The sequence below is a fragment of the Sulfoacidibacillus ferrooxidans genome (genome assembly GCF_022606465.1).
GTDB classification, from domain to species: Bacteria; Bacillota; Bacilli; order Alicyclobacillales; family SLC66; genus Sulfoacidibacillus; species Sulfoacidibacillus ferrooxidans.
In genome coordinates this window covers 426,272-446,979 of the sequence record NZ_JALBUF010000001.1, presented here as the reverse complement: position 1 = coordinate 446,979, position 20,708 = coordinate 426,272, and the positions used below count along the sequence as shown (strand labels likewise).

The window sequence follows — 20,708 nt, the reverse complement described above, 5'->3', positions numbered from 1 at the left end:
TTTGATCCATATCGGATTCACCATCTCATCTTCATCTTACGCAGGATGGTGTCTGATGTGAACTTTGGGTGAATCAAGAATCTTGCTTGACAACATGGCCCATAGTTCAGTGGCAATGCCTGCAACAATCCCTGCAATTAGACTTAGAGCGCCAGAAATGGATCCATGTGCAATATACATGGCAGTAATCGATAACATATTTAAAAATAATAATGATAGCCAGAGTGGGATGTGAGCGCGTTGTAACAATACTTGCGCTACGGCAGTATACCCACCTGTGGAGTATCCTTTTGACACGAGTAAACCCATTGGTAGTTTTGCAAATAGTAGAATTAAACAAAAGGCGAGCCATTGAGGCCAATCTGCGTCGATGGGTAGCATCTCGAATAACCACATACTTGTACCTGTCAAAGCAGCACCAATCGCTGTCCAAATCACAGTTTTTTTGCCACTAAAAATAAACACAGTGCAAAATATGGTAGCTTTTATGATGAGGTTGACGAATCCTGTACTGATATGTAGAATATCGCCAATTCCAATGCTAAGGCCACTCACGCCGCCAGAAGAAATATGTGAACTTTTCTCAAGAAAGACGGAGATAGCTGCCATTAAAACGCATCCGATAAAATAACGCAATGGAGGCATGACTGCAGTGATCTCTCCTTATATAGGGTAGTACGACGAATAGTAGGATTCTCTGCGCACATCTGGTATGCTCTATATGGAAGTTTGCACTAAAGTGAGGGGGTTCAAACGTATGACAGCACATCGAGTAGTTATTCAGTGGAATGAATCGGATCAAACCAAGTGGCCGCTTATGGTGAATAATATTGTACATTTACTAAAGGCAATGCCCGAGGCAGAGATTAAGGTGATCTCATTTGGTCCAGGTATTTTTGCGTTCCATAAGGAACGAGCCATCGAATTACCAGCTGGAGTTCAGGTAGGGATTTGCCAAAACACGATGCGTGGAACGAATACAAGTGAAGATCAACTGATCACTGGAATTCAAGTGGTTCCTTCTGGGGTTGCTGAAATTGTAAAACTACAAGCGGACGGCTGGATCTACTTAAGGCCTTAGACTGAGAGGAGATTTTGCAAGCTCCTCTCGTTCACTGCGATCATCTATGGCTATATAAAAGAGTGCTGCGAAGATTAGGGTAGTGGATTAGCCCTTGCAGTGACATATAGCTTATACCACTCCTCGCGAGTGAGTGAGATCTTGTTGGCTTCTCCACATGCGCGAATTCGATCAGGGTTTGCTGTGCCGATCACCGGTTGAATGCCTGCTGGATGAGTCATTAGCCAAGCGAGAATAATCGCTTCAGGCGTTGTTTCTTTTTGTTTGGCGAGGTCCGACACCAGTGCAGCAGTGGCGCGAATAGAGTCGCTTTGATTGGAATCAGCGCGACCGGAAAGTACGCCTTTAGCAAGAGGTCCCCATGCTTGAATCTGGATATTCTCAAGTTGACAGAACTCCATTGTACCTTCTGGAAACACGTTATTTCTTGCTGCCTCTTGGTTTACATGAACACCCGTTTCAAGCCATCCGATTTTCACTAGACTCATCTCAAGTTGGTTTACGATTAGTGGTTCATCACAATAGGCTTGTAATAAGCGAATCTGACCAGCACTCATATTGGACACTCCAAAATGACGGACCTTACCAGATGCTTTCAGCTTATGTAGTGCACTGGCGACTTCTTCTGGATCCATTAGTGGATCTGGGCGATGGAGAAGCAAAAAGTCAAGATATTCGATTCCCAATCGGGATAATGTACCATCGACACTATGTAAAATGTGGGATTCAGAAAAATCATAACGCCCTGGATTGCCTTCGTGATCTGCAAAACGAATACCACACTTCGATTGAATGAGCATGTGTTCACGAAGATCCTTACGCTCTTTGAGCACTTGTCCAAATACTTCTTCTGCCTTACCCATCGTATAAATGTCAGCATGGTCAAACATGTTGATACCTATAGATAAAGCTGCATCTACAGCAGCGTGTGCATGCAATACATGCTGTGCAGTAATGGGATTTTGATTCCACTCCCCGCCAAGCCCCATACACCCGAGTACAAGCTGACTTGCTAGCAAACCGCGACGACGCAACGGAATTTCCTTCACCATCATTTCCCCCTTGCCATAGTAGATGCTTTTAACTTAGATATTTCTATAGTGTATCCCTATTAAGACTTAAGTGCCAAATATATATTGATTTTTACCGAGATCCTTCGCTGTATATAACGCTTGATCTGCACAGCGTAGTAGTGTTTGGGCTGTTTTGGCTTGTAGGGGATAAAGTGCTATGCCAATGCTTGCAGTTACGCTAACGACTTCACCATCTTGCAAAACGACCTTTTTAACCACTGAGTTAAGAATCTGATCTACTATGTGCAAGATATCCGCATCATTGCTTGCAGACGTTACTAGGAGAGTAAATTCATCTCCCCCGAATCGTGATACGACGTCTTCTGGTTGTACAGAAAGAGTTAATCGGTTAGCAATCTCCTGTAGTAATTGATCACCTGCTTCATGTCCATATGTGTCATTGACATTCTTAAACCCATCTAAATCCAGTGCGAGGACAGCAAAAAAAGTCGATTCAGATGTTGTGGATAGGTAGTGTTGTAACTGTTCTAAAAACAACCTGCGATTAGCAAGTCCTGTTAGTGGATCGTGGTAAGCCAAATAGGAGATATGTACCTGTTGTATTGCAAATTGATGATATAACCGCACTATTTCCCCTAAGAGGACGAGGAGTATGACGAGCCCGGCTATAAGACTGGTAAACCGCGCCACATACCAACCAACCATATATCGTCCACTTGCGTATAGTGTCAACGTCACATCGATCCATGAGGCAAAGGCAACGATAGCTATCCACATCCGTAATGCTCCACGGGGTTTTTGGGGATAAGTGACAGACAAGACTGCGGCTGCGTTTATGAGCCAAACGATAGGACCTACGCCTGATGTGAAGAGATGAAAGTAGTTGCGCCCTTTAATGAGTGTTGGTAAATAAGAAACGTAATGTATGGCTAGGAGAGTTTCTAGTGCAACTATACTTAGCGTGATCGCAAAGGAATAGATGATCCAATGCCAGATTCGCTTCTCACTTGCAGTGCGTTTTCCAGTACGATCGGCAAGTGCAAAAATCATTAGTCCAAGTGGAAAGCCACCATGCCAAAATACCCAAAGCCAGATAGCTGTCTGTGAAGTAGCACCTAGCCACCCACTTTGTGAAAAAATGCCTGGGAAAGTGAGAAGGTGTGGCACAATAATTAAACCAGAATACAGATAGGCATTTGCTAGAAAAGCGTACGCGATTCTTCGTGTAGTAAAAAATTGTCCGAAAAATAGGAATGAAGTTATCCATTCTGATACAATCATAATGGATAATACAGAAGGTAAGAAGGGTTTAACGACAATTGTCATACGTGTGGCAAACGGTAGACTGCTAATGAAGATAAGACATAAAATGATAGCAAATATACGGATGCTCCAGATGCGGGAAGTGGTCGCCTTTGTATCAAGCATGCTTATCATTGTATTTTCTGATAAGGTTTTACCCATTAACGTGGAGGATTGTGTGATATTTGACGAGCGATGAATGAGTTGATCATGTTGGGTATACGTCTTGTTTTTTAGCATGATAGTCCTTTTTAGTCATAAAATTTCTTGATATAACCAGAGATACTTTTAGCTTAAAAGTAGACTGACATGATGAAGTGTAACATAGTTAGCAATCAATTGATAAGTATGAATTTATGCTGCATACTAGCTAGAATAAGAGGTCAGTCATTCTCACTGGGGGTTATATGATGATACAAGCGACGATGATGAACTTTCCATTAACTTTGAACCATATACTAGAAAGAGTGGTTCAGTTATATCCACAGACTGAGGTTGTATCGCGGTTGCCTGATCACACGCTCCATCGCTACACCTATGCTGACTTTTATCATCGATCTCGTCAATTAGCCGAATCGTTGCAACTAGCTGGGCTTAAACGCGGTGATCGAGTGGCGACACTCATGTGGAATCATTATGCGCATCTTGAGGCGTACTTTGGCATCGCGGCTTCAGGTGGGGTCACGCATACGTTAAATCTCCGCTTGCATCCTAATGATATTTCTTATATCGTGCAACATGCGCAAGATCGCTTTCTTATTGTTGATGATGTGTTACTTCCATTTGTGAAGCAAATCGTCACACAAGTACAATTTGAAAGAATTTTTGTTGTTCCACTCTCAGGATTGCCGATACCAGAGGGGTTTGAAAGCTACGAGGATTTATTGGCTACAGCTACTGGTGATTTTGCATATCCAGAGATATCCGAAGACGATGCTGTGGCCATGTGCTATACATCGGGTACGACAGGTCGGCCCAAAGGTGTCGTTTACTCTCACCGCGCCATGGTATTACATAGTTTTGCTATAACGAACGTGGACACGTTTGCTATTTCTTCACGAGATGTTGTAACGGCTGTAGTACCCATGTTTCATGCTAATGGGTGGGGCGTACCGTATGCGGCCGTTATGGCAGGTGCTAAGCAGGTGCTGCCAGGACCACATCTGGACCCGCAAAGTTTGCTGAACTTATTTGAAGCAGAGCAGGTGACGTTTGCCGCAGGTGTTCCGACGATCTGGCTTGGTATTGCGCAGCTATTAGAAAAGGAGCCACAGCGCTTTAATTTACAGCGTATTAGGATGGCTGTAGGTGGATCTGCTGTACCAGAAGGATTAATTCGTACGTTTGATCGTTTCCATTTAGAAGTAATACACGCTTGGGGTATGACAGAAACAACACCTACTGCCACAGTCAGTCGGTTAAAACCACATATGGCTTTCGCAACAGATAAAGAACGTTATCAAACAAGGGCGAAGCAAGGGATGGCGGTTCCATTTGTAGAGATGCGTGCGGTCAATGAGGATGGCGTTGTCCCATGTGATGGAGAGACTATGGGAGAATTACAAGTCCGTGGGCCCTGGATCACAGGGAGTTATTATGGTGATGAGACGCTACAAAATAACTTCACCGCGGATGGTTGGTTTCAGACTGGAGATGTGGTCAATATCGATTCAGAAGGGTATATGAAGATTGTCGATCGCACCAAAGATTTAATTAAATCAGGTGGTGAGTGGATAAGCTCCGTTGACATAGAGGGAGCACTCATGGATCATCCTGATGTATTAGAAGCTTCAGTTGTGGGTGTGACACACCCGAAGTGGCAGGAACGACCAATAGCAGCTGTTGTTTTCAAAGAAGGCAGACAGGTTTCTAAAGAAGAGTTGCTTCAATTTCTCTCTGAGCGATTCCCAAAATGGTGGCTACCTGACGATTTTGTATTTGTTGCAGAGATTCCTCGAACGTCAGCAGGTAAATTTTATAAAAAAGCACTGCGTGAACAATTTAAGGATTGGCAATGGGATCATCAAGAGTAAAATGAAGATGGTCTGCTAGAGCGATCTACATGATCATTTTGTGTAGTATGCGTTTTTGTTGATATTTTCGAACTCCTCTGTTTCTTCGACAGACTTTGCACGTGAGATGGGGTAAGGTGTGTGCACATGCATCTGTCTAAGGAGAGAGGGGTTTGCATTGGCTGTAAAATTACTACTAAAATCACTCATCGTATTCGTTGCAGCTAGCTTTGCTTTGTATGCAGGGCTACAAGCGGAAGTCATCGCTCAAGTGGGTGTGACACAACACATTCCTCAATTGGAGGGGGATGGGGCAGGTAACTTCGTTTTTGCCGTTTTGTGTTTAGTGTCTGGATTTTTTGTGTTAATAAAACCGCTAATAGCGGTGGGATCCTTTGCCTTGACAGCTGTCGTTGTATTCTATGTTGGGATGACCTACCAGGATCACACTGCGCTGTTATGGACCGTCGTACCTGTAGTATTGTCTATTGTATGTTTGGCAGTGTACCAATCAGAGAGAAACGGCAGTAAAGAAGCAAAAAGAGTAGCTGTTTCAACACCATCTAGGAGTTGATTGGCTAGTGTTGTGAGTGATTAACGTGTACTTGCTGCAGGCTTTCAACCCCTTTTGCTATGATGCTAAAGGGGTTGATCACATTTTAAAAAATAATCACCTTTAGGCTTTGCGTTTTGGTTATTTACAAAATAGTTATCGTGTCTTTACATGTATTTGATGACCGGATGGTATACTCAACACAAGGGAGAATTATTGTGTTGTGTCTGAGTTGCAACAGTGAATAATCGTAGTAAGTGGTTGTTACTTGGCATCTACCATATCTTACACCATCATAAAAGAGGGATCATTTTTGAGCTTGAAGCGTACTCAACGAGAGGCATTGGCGGCCTACATGTACCTTTCACCCTCCGCTCTAATTTTTCTAGTATTCACGGTGGGGCCAGCGATCTTCGTTCTTTATATCAGCCTATATCATTGGGATTTTCTCAATCAGATGATGTCGACCTTCGTTGGGTTAGGGAACTATGCCCAATTGCTTCAATCAGCCGATTTTTGGCATAGCTTATGGATGACTCTATATTTTGTTGTAGGATCGGTGCCCGTTGGTGTATTTGGGGCACTGTTGATCGCCATGTTGTTGATGCGTCCATTTCGCGGTCGTGGATTATTTCGTTTGGTGTTTTTTGTTCCGTATGTGACGCCAGTCGTCGCAACATCGATTGTTTGGTTGTGGTTATTCAATCCCCAATTCGGGCTATTTAATGAATTGCTACAAATGGCGCATCTCCCTACGATTGGGTGGGTGCAATCGGTGCGATTTGCTATGCCTTCTGTCATTATCTATACCCTATGGCATGGAATTGGGTTTAACGTCGTCATTTTTATGGCAGGACTTACAACCATTCCATCTGATGTAGGGGAAGCTGCGCGCATTGATGGAGCTACTCCCTGGCAGGAATTTTGGGCTGTCACATGGCCGCTATTAGCGCCAACTACACTTTTTGTTGTCGTTATTAATACCATTGGTGCACTGCAGGCATTTACTCAGTTTTTTACGCTTACAGGAGGTGGTCCGGTTAACGCAACGACTACTGCGAGCTTTTATTTGTATCAACAAGCGTTTGTTTTTTACCATACAGGATATGCAGCTGCCTTAGCTGTCATTATCTTTTTGATTACGGCTGCGCTGACATTTGTACAAATGCGAGTTTCAAGAGCGCGGCACGTATAGACGGGATAGATAAAGTCCTGTTTTATGAGCACAGAAGGATAGATAGCGTTACGCAGAGTGTGATCATAGATAAAGAGGGGGATTTGTAATGAAGTCATTGCATATAGGACATGTTTCAAAAAAAGTACATATCACGAAACGATCTTTTCGAACAGCTGGGCTTTTATCTGGGGCGTTTGCACTTTTATTAACAGGTTGTGGGACAAGTACGACAGCTACACCGCAGAATCAAGCGAATCCAGGGGCTACTACTAGTGGTACTGTCAATATTACATTTGCAGAAGCCATGTCTTCTGGAAAACAGGCATCTGCACTGACTCACTTAGTTAATCAATTTGAGCAAAAGAATCCATCCGTGACGGTAACGCTTATGCCAGAACCAAGCTATGGCGTATTACTCACAAAAGAAGAAGCAGCAATAGCCGCACAAAATCCACCGACGATTGGGCAAGCCTATGAAGATTGGGCGGCAAACTTTGCGCAATCTCAAGCGATTCTTCCACTCACTTCGTTTGTCAATGGGAAGAATGGACTATCTGCTAAAGCTCAGGGTGATTTTTGGCCAAGTGTTTGGAGTGATCAATTTTTACCGGATGGTAAGATATGGATGATGCCGTTTAATAAGAGTGATTTTGTCATGTACTATAACGCCAATCAGTTAAAAAAGATGGGCCAAGCGGTTCCAACTACTTGGACCCAATTTGCTCAAGTAGCTAGTGCAGTCACCTCGCAGTCTAAAGGGACATGGGCGATGAGTATGGATCCAGGCAATCCAACTGCTCCAGGGAATGGGACCTATTTGTGGCTCTCTGTATTGCGTTCCTTTGGTGGACATTTATATCAAAATGGGAAGATTGCATTTGATTCTCCACAAGGAATTCAGACCATGAACTATTTTAATAACCTGTATAAAGCAGGAGCCTTAAAGCTCGGAACCAATTATCCTGGGCAGACAGCGCTCGGTGCTGGGAGAGCAGCATTTGACTTGAGTACAGTTGCATCGTACCCATACAACGTTCAAGCAGTGAATGGGAAGTTCACAATGGATGTGGCAGCACTTCCAGCTGGTCCTTCCGGACAAGGAAACATGATGCAGGGCACAAACATTGTCATGTTTGCCAAGGCAACGCCTGCACAGCAACAAGCAGCATGGAAGTTTATGAAGTGGTTGACAGAACCACAGCAAACCGCATATTGGGCAAAGACTACTGGTTATTTACCAGTTCGTCAATCAGCGGAAGCTTTAATGAGCAGCTACTATTCAACGCATCCATACCAACAGATAGCTACCCAATCACTGCAGTATGCGAAACCAACGCCACCAGTTGCGGGTATGCAACAAGCAGTTGGATATATTGGGGACGCGATCACAGAAGTACTAACACAGCATGTACCTGCTAGCCAAGCGCTTCAAGCTGCAGCACAAAAAGCGCAGCAAGCGTTGACCAGCCAAGGTGCATGATCATGGTGGGAAAACGTGTTTGGGCTGTCATTCGAATTGCCATCATTGTGGTGATCGCTCTAATGTTTATTCTTCCCTTCTATTGGGTCATTGTCACATCGCTCAATACTCAGGGACAGTCGATGCAATTTCCACCTGTATTTTTGCCACATGGGCACTTCTCTAATTATGCTCGCTCATGGAGTGAAGCACCTTGGTTACAATACTTTGCTAATACGATTTTTATTGCATTAGTGACTACGCTCCTCTCGTTATTCACGTCACTTTTTGCAGGATTTGCCTTTGCTACGATGAGATTCCCGGGGAAATCGGTGATTTTTGCCGCTTTCCTCGCCATTATGATGATTCCGCAGACTGTCTTACTGATCCCAGACTATATCTTATTAGCGGATATTCACTGGTTAAATACGTATTGGGCACAAATTGTACCGTGGGGAGCCTCTGTGTTTGGGATTTTTCTTTTGCGACAGTTTTTTATGGGGCTACCGATTGAATACTGGGAGGCCGCACAGATCGATGGCGCAAGTCGTCTTCGATATTTATGGCAATTTGGTGTCCCGGCAGCCCGACCTGCTCTCATCACCGTTGCACTGTATGTTTTTATTGGCTCATGGAATAGTTTCTTATGGCCCTATATTATGACTAGTAGTCCATCCGTTCAGCCAGTGGAAGTGGGATTAGCTACGTTTCTTGGGACAAACGGGACGGATTGGACGGGTTTATCGGCTGCCGTCGTTTACACTACATTGCCAGTCTTACTCTTATTCCTTGTAGCTCAGCGGCAATTTTTAGAGGGTGTCTATGCCGGTGGCGGAGGATTAAAAGGTTAATAGGGAGGCTGTTATGAAACAATCTGATAGTAAGCAAGCTGTCTTTACCTTATATGGCGGAATTAACGTGATCGGTGGAACTAAGCTTTATGTGCAAAGTGGGGAGAGCGAAGTGTTGTTTGACTTCGGCTCTACATTTGCACCTGGTTTTGGTAGTTTTGACACCGTTTTAAGACCGCGACCGGGCCGAGAAGTCGATGATTATATGGCGCTTGGTATTATTCCAAATCTGCCTAAACTGTATGCTGGATCTAAAGAAGGACATGATTTGCCTGTGTTTATTAGCCATTTTCATTTGGATCATGTCGGGTTACTGTTTCTGTTGGATCCTTCCGTTCCAATTTATATGAGTGAGCCTAGTTATCAGTTATATCAGCAACTTGAGGTAATTGGTGAAGGTATTGGACAACATGACGATATTCGTGTATTTACTTATGGACAATGGATCGAATGGAAATCGCTTCGCGTGTTGCCGCTAGAAGTCGATCATGATATTCAAGGTGCAACTGGTTTTTTTGTGGAGACGCTAAGTGGGACGATTGCTTATACAGGGGATTTTCGCGGACACGGTAACCATCCGGATAAAACGGAAGCCTTTTTTCAGTATTTGGGAGCCCATAGAACACACGCTCTCATCAGTGAGGGAACGCGTGCTGGGGAAGCTAGCGGTCGTCATACTGTACCTGAAAAGGATATGGCACACATGCTGGCTAAGACGATGGAAAATCGGAGTGCTGTGTTTTTTACACTATATCATCGCAACATTGAGCGTATCGCTGCATTTGCTGCAGCGGCACAGGCCGTTTCGCGAAAGTTGGTATTGACGCCAGCGACACTTCATCTTTTTCGTACACTTGCCCCAGTGCAGTATGAGCAGAGTCGACCAGCTGTGTATGTATGCGCAACTCAGGCAGCAGAGTCATTGCCTTCCTATCTTACTGGATTAGACGTGCAAACAGTGAATGCACAAGAGCTGGCTAACGACCAAACTGCGTTTTTGGTCGAGTTGCCTTATGAACATCTCACTGAGTTAGTAGATATACAGCCACATAATGGTGCTATCTATATTCACTCAGATGGGGTTCCACTTGGGGCCTATGATCCGGCATATGCCAATGTAACTAATTGGTTACAGACTTTTGGAGTGGACATGGTTTCCGTACGCAGCACAGGACATGCTGATCCCGCGTATTTGCAAGCCTGTATTGAACAGGCTAATCCAGATGTGTTGTATGCAACGCACACGTTCCATCCAGAACAAATGCCTGCACCTCATTCTGGGTTGCTAGTCGTACCGCATATTGGACGGAACTATCCAATTGCTCCTATATCGGTCTGAACATCATTTCATTCATAGTACACAATAAAAAGTCGCCATGAAGTTTTTCTGGCGACTTTTATTTGTGTACTATATCTAAATCATAACTTTATGGAATATATATCGATAATAAATATTTTATTTTGCTTGTTTTAGAGTATACTCATGTAGTTGATTAGACATGAGATGAGGAGGCAAAAACTATGGCAAAAATAGTCGTTAGTATTACTTCAGCAAAAAATGATACGGATAAGGCAACACTTGGCTTTGTAGTAGCCAATGCATCTGTAGCATCAGGCCAAGAAACAGTTGTTTTTCTCAGCACAGAAGGTGTGTATTTAGCACAACAGGGGTATGCAGATGACATTCATGAAGAAGGATTTGCACCTTTAATCGATTTACTCACTAATTTTCGTGAGGCCGGTGGAACTCTTTGGGTCTGCAGTCCATGTGCGAAGAAACGCAATTTAGTAGAAAAAGATTTGGTTTCCGGTGCAGTCATTGTTGGCGGAGCATCGTTGATTGAATACCTTGCACAAGGTGCTGCATGTATCAGTTATTAGAAGCGGGTGAATAACCATGCACAAGCAATGGGATTCTGATGGTCTGTGCGATGGCGGAGATCTAGATTGTGGATCTGGGTTGTTACTAATTATAAAAAAAGCCATGGATTCTATTCAAGATCATGGGGTATTAGAAGTACATAGTCGTGATGACTCTGTAGCGGTAGACCTACCTGCGTGGTGTAGAATGGTTGGCCATGAATTACTAGGGGTAGAAGTATATGAGACGTATCGCGCCTTCTTTATTCAAAAGAAGGCTAGTGAATCTCATTTGCAAGCTGAACTTGAAGCGGCACGAGGATATACATGGTCTGTACGAATACGCGGAGCCGAAGGGTTACACGCGAAAGTATATGCTCGTAACCATAGCTTTTTAGCAGGCCAATCAGCAGACTTTGGTGCAACAGTCGATGCACCTTCAGGATTAGATTTTGTAGTTAGTGCACTTGGTTCTGACTTAGTTGTGGGATTAAAAGCAGTCGCATCGCGTTCTAAAGTCGTTCTAGATGAAGTAGAGTGCACGGTTCGAGCAACGCTAAACAATGTACTGTATGCTCTGCTATTGGAGGACGATGGTAGTCCGGCAATAGATCAGATTACCGTGGTCTTGTATGTTGCGACAGCAACGGATGAATTACAGATTAAGCAGCTATTTGAAAAAGTACTAGAACGTTCTCCGCTTTATCAGACTTTGCGCAAGGCGACAAAAATAGACGTTCGTATAGAAGTTTCGCTGTAATGGTATGTCATTCTTTGTGAATCATTAGAATGGAGTGATCCATTGTGAGTAAAGAGTTGCCACTCTTTCCTGTCACGGTAGTCGGTAGTTGGCCGCGTTCACGTGAAGTATTGCGTGCACTGCGTGATAAACGTGAGGGGCGGATGGATGAGGCGGAGTTTTTACGCATTACGGAAGGTGCCATCCTAGAGAGCGTTCGCATGCAAGAGGAAGCGGGTGTTGATCTTTTGACTGATGGGGAACAACGGCGCGATAACTTCATCTCTTTCGTGGCTGAAAAGCTTCATCATGTAAAGATGTTAACCGTTGCAGAGTTGCTTGATTATGTGGAGGATAAGGCTGGGTTTGAAGAAATTTTAGGGACGTTGGATGTTCCGGCCTTTTCTCTTTCTAATCCCGTAGCAGTGGGCCCGATTGCACGTGCAAAGCCGCTAGCGCTCGATGAGTTTTTGTTTTTGCGAAAGCATACTGATCGTGCGATCAAAGTCGCGTTACCAGGACCCTATCTCCTTACGCGCTCCATGTGGGTTGAAGGATTGTCACAGGCTGCTTATCCTACTAAAGAAGCGTTGGCAAAAGATGTGGTACGCATATTGCGAGAAGAGTTAGAAGATCTAGTGAATGCCGGTGCGGATTTTATTCAATTGGATGAACCCGTGTTGACTGAACTCGTTTTTACACAGAAAAATGCTAACCGCACGTTTATGTGTGGAGCTTTAACTGCAAAAGTCGATGCACAAGCAGAATTGCAGTTTGCCACTGATTTGATCAATGAAGTGGTAGAAGGGTTTCGTGGACGAGGATCAAGGCTTGGCGTACACGTATGCCGGGGCAATTGGAGTACACAGGAAGATGTATTGCTGCGCGGCCCCTATGAACCATTGATGCCTTACTTAGCCTGTCTTGCAGTGGATCAATTGGTGCTTGAATATGCGACACCACGTGCTGGTGAACTCGATGCATTACAGGCCTTGCGTGATACGGAAGTGGGGCTAGGAGTGGTCAATCCGCGATTGTCTACTGTCGAATTGGCTTCCGATATCGTGAATAAAGTGGAGTCCTCACTTGCATATCTACCAAAGGAACGCATTTTTTTAAATCCTGATTGTGGATTTGGGACATTTGCGCAACGACCCATGAATTCATCACAAGAGGCCGTGAAAAAACTACGCGCTTGCGCTGATGCTGCACAGGTGTTACGTGCAAAATATAATGATGCATCTCTGTAAAGGTTATACGTTTTGTAGTAGGGGGGATACGCAATGAATATCGTCATCTTGGCTTTTTCTGCAGCAGCTGGCATGGTGTCATTTTGCGCCCCTTGACTACTCGGGATGCTACCAGCGTATGTTGCATACCTGAGTGGCACAGCAGCCGAGGTCTCGGTTGGCGGTAAAGTAAAGGGCGCGATGTTGAGACATAGTCTTGCTTTTGTTGTAGGGTTTTCAACGACTATTATTATACTCGGTATGATTGCGGCACTCATTGGTCGCCTATTTAATGGATGGATGGATTATTCAGGGGTAGTAGGTGGGCTTTTATTACTTATGCTCAGCTTACAGCGTTTTGGTGTGATACATCTCCCATGGTTGCATGATCGTGGTCTTGCAGGAGGAAAGCATGCAGCTGGAAGTGCATCTCTATTTCGTTCTTACATCACAGGTTTTACACTTGCATTTGGGTGGCAGGTAACGCTCATTGTAGCACTGACGATGGTGGCTAGTTTGCATGTATCATGGGTGATGACATTGCTTGTTTTACTGGTATATAGTGCAGGGTTTTCTGTGATGTTTTTTATTACATTTATATTCTCGTCATCACTTGTGCGCGCTTTTCGCTCATTGGGGAGTCGCATGATCTGGGTGGATCGTGGTGCAGGACTGTTGATGATGGGTGTAGCATTACTACTGATTTTTGATGACAATAATGCGTTAAAGACATTGGCTGATTGGAAAACTGGCCCTATCATCAAAGCACTTTTTCATGGACATCTATGATACACAGAATGAAGGAAGAATGTGCAATCAACAGCAGGGTTCCTATGTCAACAGGAACCCTGCTGTTTTCATAGTACACGTGTGGTGTACTATGTGGCTCATCCATGATCATGGTTTCCTTCACACACAAGATATCGTATAGTTGAAGGTGGATAAAAAAGGAGTGAGTGAAGTGACTGAAAGAACAGAATCACAAGAATTTCAACAAGCAACATTTGCAGGTGGATGCTTTTGGTGCATGGTGAAGCCTTTTGATCAGTGGGATGGCGTTATTCGAGTTGTATCAGGATATACAGGTGGCCACAAGGAAAACCCTACATATGAAGAGGTGTGTTCGGATACGACGGGGCATGTGGAAGCAGTAGAAATTACTTTTGATCCCAAGGTGATTTCGTATCGAACGCTATTGAATCTATTTTGGAAGCAAATTGATCCAACGGATGAAGGTGGTCAATTTTATGATCGCGGATCATCGTATCAGACAGCTATTTTTTATCACGACGCAGCACAGCGTGAAGAGGCAGAAAGATCAAAAGAAGAGTTGCAGCAAAGTGGTCGTTTTACAAAACCGATAGTGACAAGGATTGTTCCTGCCACCACTTTTTATCCTGCAGAAGAGTATCATCAGGATTATTATCAGAAAAAAACAGCGCATTATCAACGCTATCGCATAGGATCTGGGCGCGATGGGTTTATTCGCGCACATTGGGGTGAATAGCAGTGTACGACTTAATCATTCGCAATGTACGTATGCTTGGAAGAGATGATGCTGTGGATGTAGGTGTGCAAGACGGGATAATTGCAAATATAGCTGCTTCGATTCGCGAGCATGCAGTGGAAGAGATCGAAGGGCAAGGCGATTTACTGTTACCGCCTTTTATCGAATCACATATTCATCTAGACTCCGTACTCACTGCTGGAGAGCCAAGGTATAACGAGAGTGGCACGCTTTTTGAAGGGATTCAGGTGTGGACGGAGCGCAAACCATCGCTGACTGAAGAAGATGTGATACAACGCGCGTTAACCGCCTTAAAGTGGCAAGTAGCCAATGGTATACTGCATGTGCGGACGCATGTGGATGTATGTGATCCTAATTTAACAGCTCTAAAAGCCTTACTGAAGGTAAAAGAAATCGTCTCGCCCTTTGTACAATTGCAGATTGTCGCATTTCCCCAAGAAGGCATCTTATCCTATGCGGGGGGAGCAGAATTACTTGAAGAAGCACTGCGTCTTGGTGCAGATGCTGCAGGTGCCATACCACACTATGAATATACGCGTGAGATGGGAATAGAGTCCTTACATGTGTGCTTTCGCCTCGCTCAAAAATATCAAAAGTTAGTTGATGTACACTGCGATGAAATAGATGATGAACAATCACGGTTTATTGAGACAATGGCAGTTCTTGCTCTAGAAACAGGTTTGCGTGAACGGGTGACAGCCAGTCATACAACCGCCATGCATTCGTATAACGGTGCATATGCGTATAAGTTGATGCGTTTGCTAAAAAAATCAGGGATCAATATGGTCGCTAATCCACTGATCAATATCACTTTACAAGGAAGATTTGATGGGTATCCTGCGCGCAGAGGTGTAACGCGCATCAAAGAGATGTGGCAAGCGGGAATCAATGTGAGCCTTGGGCATGATGATGTGCTCGATCCATGGTACCCACTAGGAATAGGAAGTATGTTGCAGGTGGCGCATATGGCTGTGCATACGTCGCATATGACAGGAATGCAAGAAATTGCAGAAACGGTTGAGATGGTCACACAGCGGGCGGCTCGAACACTCGATATTGAATCGGAGTATGGCATTGCAGTTGGGAAAAAAGCGAATATCATCTTACTTCCTGGAACAAATGCATTTGACTTGATTCGACGCCAACCACAAGCGCGTTATGTCATTAGTGCAGGAAAAGTGGTGGCTACTACGCAACCTTCTGTGACGACTGTCTTCATGGAGCCTGGTCGTGAAGAACACATTGATTTTTCTAAACCTGCACGTTAAATCACAGTTGCATGAGTGTAGACCACGAAGCTCAGTCTTCAAATAGGTCGCGTTGATGGTAACTTGAGCGAGCAAAGCGCCATAGTATTTTGCGCTTTGTTAGCCATACGATGTGTGCTCCGTTTTTTTTATTGTGTAGGATGTGTGGAACAAAGAATTTAGCAACAGTAGCTGGACGATCTCCGAGAATATTGAATATCCGCTTGGTTTGCCGTTCATTGCGTATGTGTCCCGTTTCATCGCGCAATAGATCAGTGATCATCATGCCTGGGCAAAGCAAGCCGACCTGGATTGGAGTGTCGCTTGCTTCCTTGGCACATGCGGTGGTGAAGTGTGTAAGAGCCCGCTTTGTTGTGCCGTACAAATTGATCCCGCGTCTTTGCATGCCGTCGCTACCAAAACCCTCTACATTGTATATTTGACCATGCGATTGTTGTAACATACCCTGTAAGGCTACTTTTGTACCGTAGATCATCCCTTGAAGATTAGTTTGTATGACACGCTCGATATCATCAAAGGAAAGTTCCCACAATGCATCACCTTGTTGATTGATACCAGCATTGTTGATCCAAATATCGACTTCGCCCCATGTTGTGGTGGCGAAATCCCATAAGTTAACTATATCTTGATGGTTGCGAACATCGCAAAGTTTGGCGGATACTCTGTGTTGATGAGAGGCAAGGTTTTGCATAGCTTGATCGAGTAGGTGTTGATTTTTCCCACTGATGATCACTCGATGACCCGCTTCCAAAAAGGATGTAGCTAGTGCAAATCCTAGTCCTTTAGTGCTACCGGTAATGACGATTGTTTTCACTGGATATCGCCTACTTTCACGTGACTTGCTGTGTCATCTAATCGAGGTGTGAGTATGGAATTGACGCCGCTGGATCAGGGAGACAAATTGCCTCGCTATGTGTTGTTGTTTGATGGTGTCTGTCAGTTATGCGCTGCATCGGTCACCTTTGTCATTCGTCACGATCCAAGTGGACGTATTGCTTTTGCAGCCATACAATCAGATGCTGGACAGCGCATCATGCAGACTAAATGTACAATGATGGATAGGGATAGGTTGTTAGACCAGCAACTTGATTCTGTATTATGGTTAGAACAAGGGCAGCTCTATGCAAAATCGACGGCAGCACTACGTGTATGTAGACAGTTAAAACGCCCTTGGCCACTGATTTATCCTTTGTTCATATGGATTCCACAAGGATTGCGTGATCTCGTATACGATGTCGTGGCACGCTATCGCTATCGGATTTTTGGCAAGGTCAATGCGTGTATTGTACCAACTGCAGATATAAAAAAACGGTTTCTCACGTGATATTTACTCTTTTCTTAGTTTTCATGATGACCGAGCACTGTAGCGTTGTCTACTGATCAATGACTGCGAGTGCAGTTGCTAAATTGCGTGTTGGAGCGATCAATGATTGACCATGAAAATAAATTCCACTTGATGCCCCGCCATCGAGATTCATCGCTTGTATGAGTCCCATGTCTCGTGCGATCAATGCTTCTTGTTGCATCGTAGCTGAAGATAGGACAGCTAGGACAAGGGTATGATTCTGCGTAATACCAATCAGCGTGCGCGAGGTTTGTGAGTCTATCAGGGATGTGCTTGTGAATCCTTCGCTTGCTGGGTCAAGGACGATTTGACCATGATTGACGAGCATAGGTCCAGCACCTATGGCTTGTGTGATACCTGAGAAATTGACTGGTTGTTTTCTTTGATTGTAGACGGTTACGTTACTTTGAACCAGTTGGCCCAGATGAACGTTTTGTAAGAAATTTTGGTTGTAAGGAGAATTCCCCCATTCAACGACGTATCCATGTTCCGGGATGCTGGTGTTGCCGTAAGTAATAGCTGTGACGACGCCATGTTGTACAACAACTGCCGTTCCATTGGCAATATGGGTAGAATGCCCGTACAACCGAGTAAGAATAGAGATTTCAGTTGGTTGACCATGCCACGAATTGATTTTCCATGGCCACACGCGTCGATTGCCAATCGTCATCCATAAAGACTCGGTTGCTCTTGTCATGATGACCTTACCACCTGCTCCAAAACCCATGAGTGTTCCACCATCTGTATGTATCCACTGTCCGTTTACGAAGAGCGAACCTGCTGGCCACATTGTGGATAATGCATCAAAATACGTACCGTTTACAGCGGCGATTGCATGGACTGACTGTGCAAGTGCAGTCAGAGATGCAGTTTGACCAAAATGATTATCTGCAATGACAGGTTTAACGATCACGTGTGGATTGTTTATATCAACATAAAGAGAAGCCACGGAAACACCATCGACTGTTAGTTGATGGTAAGTGACTGCTGTTTGTTCAGAGTTACTTAGCGTTGACGCTTCGGCTGTATGAGCAGGTGGAGCTACAGACCATACGCTTCCGTTCCAATTATTAGGTACGCCTAGCTTTATAAGTAGCTGCTCAATATCATATATAGGCACATATGTAGTAAGGTTATGCGTATAGGGATCTTGTCCAATCAGGGATGGAACGTGTATGTATGGCTGATTGTCAATAGTGATGGTCGTAGTGTTCTTCAAATGTGGTGATGCAATGTGAGAAGGAACATAGGTGAAGTTTGTCGGTACATGGAGATTCCACAGATGACCATTCCAAGTGCTTGAAATGTGTAGTTCCTTTAAGAGCATGGCCATGACGTAGGCAATAGGGATATAGGTAGTTGCCTCGTGTGAATTGGGATCAATGGCCATACGTCCAAACGGAGAAGAGACAAGTTGTCCGTTAAAGTAAATATGATCTTGTGTCATGCTCGATGACGCATAGGAGGTACTTGTTGCTGTTGACAATAAAAGAACAAGAGTAGAAGCAGATAGGGCAACTTGTTTCAGTCTATGGCGAAGTGTCATATAAATCCCCTTATACTAGAGAGTGTGATCAAGCTATTCTCAAGTATATCATCTGGAATTTGCGGATGGTAACTTCATAATAGAGGTTGTTCAAAAAGGGGTCAGAACTCCCCGGCACATGGCAGCGTCAGCGCCAAGAACGCTCCCTCACGTACCCAAAACGTACGCTCAGTCCACATTCTTGGCTTGTTGCTTCCTTGTACTGTGCGGGTCTTACCTGCCCCCTTTTTGAACAGGCTCTAATATGGATTTTATAGTTACTTATATAGATGATGAATGAACATAATAAGGATAAGAAGAGGTGGTGATTGTCGTGACGTGCAAGTTGGCAACACTTTCTGGTAATCCACTGAAACTATATATCGGCTTTCGTAAGGATCCAATTGGATTTTTGATGGACACGCAGCCACTTGGTGATGTCGTAAAGATTCCTTCTGTGAGCGGTCAACCTTCGTATATTCTGCATCATCCAGAGTGGGTGCGAGAAGTCCTTGCGATCTCTGAGCAAAGTGTTGTCAAAGGAAAGTCGGGGCGGATATTGGGCCTAACTCTAGGTCGTGGGTTGTTGACAAGTGAAGGGGAGCAACACGCACAGCAAAGGCGGATCATGCAACCTGCGTTTCACACGAGAATGCTTGCAGCGGCAGCAGACGACATCGTGCGCCTCACTGAAGAACGTATAGCGACTTGGCCTAAAGATCAATGGTTTCCTGTTTCTCAGCAGTTTTTAGAATTGACACTCGACATTGTATTTCAAACACTATTTGGTGTAGAAGTAGGAGAAGATCGAGAAAATTTGCATGATATTATTGAACATAGTGTTCAATTTAGCGCGCATAAATTGCTAAGTGCGGTCACCTTTCCACTATGGTTGCCTCTTCCAGCTAACCGCAAGCATAAACGGTTAGTTCATGAATTTGATGCTGTGATATTGCGGGTGATGCAGCAAGGGAGGGAGCGAGTCGCGCGACTAGCGGATGATGAATGTACGCGCACAGCACATGGAACGCCGACTATGTTGAGTGGTCGCACGCTCAATGTTCTTGATTATTTATATACAGTTCGCACAGAAGATCAGGATTTGATACCAGATGATGAAATTCGCGATCAATTGGCGACGCTGATCATCGGTGGTCATGAAACGACAGCAAACCTGTTGTCTTTTGTGCTTTATCGGCTTGCACTAGACAAAAGAGTGACAGATAAACTATATGATGAACTGGATCATGTACTGGGGGGACGTCGCCCGGGTTTTGAAGATGTGCGCAAACTTGTGTATATGCGCCAGGTACTGCAAGAAACGATGCGATTGTATCCACCGGCCTGGACCATTTTACGTGAGACAGTCGAACCGATCACTGTATTGGGCGTGACTGTCCCTGCAGGATCGTCGCTTATTATTAGTCCATATGTCATGCATCGTAACCCTGCATGGTATGATGATCCTGAACAGTTTATACCAGAGCGATTTGCAGATGATCAACCGCATACTTGGCCACAGTTTGCGTATATTCCTTTTGGCGGAGGTAGCCGGACCTGTATTGGCAATACTTTTGCTAAAATGGAGGCAACGTTGATTTTAGCGGTTATCCTACAGAAAAGACATGTGCAGTTACAAAAAGATGCAGTAATCGATCCTGAACCATCTGTGTCCTTGCGCGTTCGGGGTGGATTAACGATGAAAATGACTGTGCGCAATGAGTTGAAATAAACGGATCATCGCG

20 protein-coding genes are annotated in these 20,708 nt (G+C 44.4%); 15 read left to right on the top strand and 5 right to left on the bottom strand.

Annotated features, from left to right (window positions below):
• Nucleotides 1-36: 36 nt before the first annotated feature.
• Nucleotides 37-645: a YitT family protein gene (locus MM817_RS02295; protein ID WP_241711817.1), complete on the bottom strand. Its 609-nt coding sequence runs from the start codon at nucleotides 643-645 to the stop codon at nucleotides 37-39.
• Between the two features lie 112 nt (nucleotides 646-757).
• Between MM817_RS02295 and MM817_RS02290 the strand changes: the two genes are divergently transcribed.
• Nucleotides 758-1,081 (top strand): DsrE family protein, encoded by a 324-nt coding sequence (locus MM817_RS02290; protein WP_241711816.1) that lies wholly within the window; start codon nucleotides 758-760, stop codon nucleotides 1,079-1,081.
• A 74-nt stretch (nucleotides 1,082-1,155) separates the two neighbouring features.
• Here the strand turns inward: MM817_RS02290 and MM817_RS02285 are convergent, their stop codons facing one another.
• The gene (locus MM817_RS02285; protein WP_241712265.1) at nucleotides 1,156-2,133 is read right to left on the bottom strand and encodes an aldo/keto reductase; all 978 of its coding nucleotides are present in this window, start codon (nucleotides 2,131-2,133) and stop codon (nucleotides 1,156-1,158) included.
• A gap of 66 nt (nucleotides 2,134-2,199) precedes the next feature.
• Entirely contained in the window at nucleotides 2,200-3,657 is a 1,458-nt protein-coding gene (locus MM817_RS02280; protein WP_241711815.1) for a diguanylate cyclase domain-containing protein, read from the bottom strand.
• Between the two features lie 170 nt (nucleotides 3,658-3,827).
• Here MM817_RS02280 and MM817_RS02275 point away from each other — a divergent pair, with 170 nt between their 5' ends.
• The 12 genes from MM817_RS02275 to codA all read left to right on the top strand — a co-directional run bounded on the left by MM817_RS02275 (nucleotide 3,828) and on the right by codA (nucleotide 16,093).
• Nucleotides 3,828-5,450: a long-chain fatty acid--CoA ligase gene (locus MM817_RS02275; RefSeq protein WP_241711814.1), complete on the top strand. Its 1,623-nt coding sequence runs from the start codon at nucleotides 3,828-3,830 to the stop codon at nucleotides 5,448-5,450.
• A gap of 157 nt (nucleotides 5,451-5,607) precedes the next feature.
• Complete coding sequence (locus tag MM817_RS02270) at nucleotides 5,608-6,003, top strand: hypothetical protein (RefSeq protein WP_241711813.1); 396 nt, start codon at nucleotides 5,608-5,610, stop codon at nucleotides 6,001-6,003.
• A gap of 292 nt (nucleotides 6,004-6,295) precedes the next feature.
• Nucleotides 6,296-7,177 carry a carbohydrate ABC transporter permease gene (locus MM817_RS02265; protein ID WP_241711812.1) on the top strand — a complete coding sequence of 294 codons (882 nt, stop codon included), beginning with the start codon at nucleotides 6,296-6,298 and terminating at the stop codon, nucleotides 7,175-7,177.
• An 88-nt stretch (nucleotides 7,178-7,265) separates the two neighbouring features.
• Entirely contained in the window at nucleotides 7,266-8,639 is a 1,374-nt protein-coding gene (locus MM817_RS02260; protein WP_241711811.1) for an ABC transporter substrate-binding protein, read from the top strand.
• Nucleotides 8,640-8,641: 2 nt separating this feature from the next.
• Complete coding sequence (locus tag MM817_RS02255) at nucleotides 8,642-9,469, top strand: carbohydrate ABC transporter permease (protein WP_241711810.1); 828 nt, start codon at nucleotides 8,642-8,644, stop codon at nucleotides 9,467-9,469.
• Between the two features lie 13 nt (nucleotides 9,470-9,482).
• On the top strand, nucleotides 9,483-10,808 hold the full coding sequence (locus MM817_RS02250) for an MBL fold metallo-hydrolase (protein WP_241711809.1): 1,326 nt from the start codon (nucleotides 9,483-9,485) through the stop codon (nucleotides 10,806-10,808).
• 182 nt (nucleotides 10,809-10,990) lie between these two features.
• Complete coding sequence (locus MM817_RS02245; protein WP_241711808.1) at nucleotides 10,991-11,350, top strand: DsrE family protein; 360 nt, start codon at nucleotides 10,991-10,993, stop codon at nucleotides 11,348-11,350.
• A gap of 16 nt (nucleotides 11,351-11,366) precedes the next feature.
• A complete protein-coding gene (locus MM817_RS02240; protein ID WP_241711807.1) occupies nucleotides 11,367-12,089 on the top strand; it encodes a sulfurtransferase TusA family protein in 723 nt (240 codons plus the stop codon).
• Between the two features lie 44 nt (nucleotides 12,090-12,133).
• Nucleotides 12,134-13,318: a cobalamin-independent methionine synthase II family protein gene (locus MM817_RS02235; protein ID WP_241711806.1), complete on the top strand. Its 1,185-nt coding sequence runs from the start codon at nucleotides 12,134-12,136 to the stop codon at nucleotides 13,316-13,318.
• 105 nt (nucleotides 13,319-13,423) lie between these two features.
• The gene (locus tag MM817_RS02230) at nucleotides 13,424-14,086 is read left to right on the top strand and encodes a cytochrome c biogenesis protein CcdA (RefSeq protein ID WP_241711805.1); all 663 of its coding nucleotides are present in this window, start codon (nucleotides 13,424-13,426) and stop codon (nucleotides 14,084-14,086) included.
• 172 nt (nucleotides 14,087-14,258) lie between these two features.
• Nucleotides 14,259-14,804, top strand: coding sequence for a peptide-methionine (S)-S-oxide reductase MsrA (gene msrA / locus MM817_RS02225; RefSeq protein ID WP_241711804.1), 546 nt, complete (start codon nucleotides 14,259-14,261; stop codon nucleotides 14,802-14,804).
• 2 nt (nucleotides 14,805-14,806) lie between these two features.
• Nucleotides 14,807-16,093 (top strand): cytosine deaminase, encoded by a 1,287-nt coding sequence (gene codA / locus MM817_RS02220; protein ID WP_241711803.1) that lies wholly within the window; start codon nucleotides 14,807-14,809, stop codon nucleotides 16,091-16,093.
• Nucleotides 16,094-16,124: 31 nt separating this feature from the next.
• Here codA and MM817_RS02215 read toward each other — a convergent pair whose 3' ends face one another.
• Nucleotides 16,125-16,907 carry an SDR family NAD(P)-dependent oxidoreductase gene (locus tag MM817_RS02215; RefSeq protein WP_241711802.1) on the bottom strand — a complete coding sequence of 261 codons (783 nt, stop codon included), beginning with the start codon at nucleotides 16,905-16,907 and terminating at the stop codon, nucleotides 16,125-16,127.
• Nucleotides 16,908-16,961: 54 nt separating this feature from the next.
• On the opposite strand from MM817_RS02215, the gene MM817_RS02210 reads away from it, so the two are divergent.
• Entirely contained in the window at nucleotides 16,962-17,417 is a 456-nt protein-coding gene (locus MM817_RS02210; protein ID WP_241711801.1) for a thiol-disulfide oxidoreductase DCC family protein, read from the top strand.
• Between the two features lie 49 nt (nucleotides 17,418-17,466).
• On the opposite strand, the gene MM817_RS02205 is transcribed toward MM817_RS02210, so the two are convergent.
• Nucleotides 17,467-18,984 (bottom strand): phosphodiester glycosidase family protein, encoded by a 1,518-nt coding sequence (locus tag MM817_RS02205; RefSeq protein WP_241711800.1) that lies wholly within the window; start codon nucleotides 18,982-18,984, stop codon nucleotides 17,467-17,469.
• Between the two features lie 313 nt (nucleotides 18,985-19,297).
• Between MM817_RS02205 and MM817_RS02200 the strand changes: the two genes are divergently transcribed.
• Entirely contained in the window at nucleotides 19,298-20,695 is a 1,398-nt protein-coding gene (locus MM817_RS02200; RefSeq protein ID WP_241711799.1) for a cytochrome P450, read from the top strand.
• Nucleotides 20,696-20,708: the final 13 nt, after the last annotated feature.

Bases quoted from the DNA above. Each gene is read 5' to 3' on its own strand.
- MM817_RS02295 (WP_241711817.1), bottom strand. From the start codon at position 645: ATGCCTCCATTGCGTTATTTTATCGGATGCGTTTTAATGGCAGCTATC.
- MM817_RS02290 (WP_241711816.1), top strand. From the start codon at position 758: ATGACAGCACATCGAGTAGTTATTCAGTGGAATGAATCGGATCAAACC.
- MM817_RS02285 (WP_241712265.1), bottom strand. From the start codon at position 2,133: ATGGTGAAGGAAATTCCGTTGCGTCGTCGCGGTTTGCTAGCAAGTCAG.
- MM817_RS02280 (WP_241711815.1), bottom strand. From the start codon at position 3,657: ATGCTAAAAAACAAGACGTATACCCAACATGATCAACTCATTCATCGC.
- MM817_RS02275 (WP_241711814.1), top strand. From the start codon at position 3,828: ATGATACAAGCGACGATGATGAACTTTCCATTAACTTTGAACCATATA.
- MM817_RS02260 (WP_241711811.1), top strand. From the start codon at position 7,266: ATGAAGTCATTGCATATAGGACATGTTTCAAAAAAAGTACATATCACG.
- MM817_RS02255 (WP_241711810.1), top strand. From the start codon at position 8,642: ATGGTGGGAAAACGTGTTTGGGCTGTCATTCGAATTGCCATCATTGTG.
- MM817_RS02250 (WP_241711809.1), top strand. From the start codon at position 9,483: ATGAAACAATCTGATAGTAAGCAAGCTGTCTTTACCTTATATGGCGGA.
- MM817_RS02245 (WP_241711808.1), top strand. From the start codon at position 10,991: ATGGCAAAAATAGTCGTTAGTATTACTTCAGCAAAAAATGATACGGAT.
- MM817_RS02240 (WP_241711807.1), top strand. From the start codon at position 11,367: ATGCACAAGCAATGGGATTCTGATGGTCTGTGCGATGGCGGAGATCTA.
- MM817_RS02230 (WP_241711805.1), top strand. From the start codon at position 13,424: ATGCTACCAGCGTATGTTGCATACCTGAGTGGCACAGCAGCCGAGGTC.
- MM817_RS02210 (WP_241711801.1), top strand. From the start codon at position 16,962: ATGGAATTGACGCCGCTGGATCAGGGAGACAAATTGCCTCGCTATGTG.
- MM817_RS02205 (WP_241711800.1), bottom strand. From the start codon at position 18,984: ATGACACTTCGCCATAGACTGAAACAAGTTGCCCTATCTGCTTCTACT.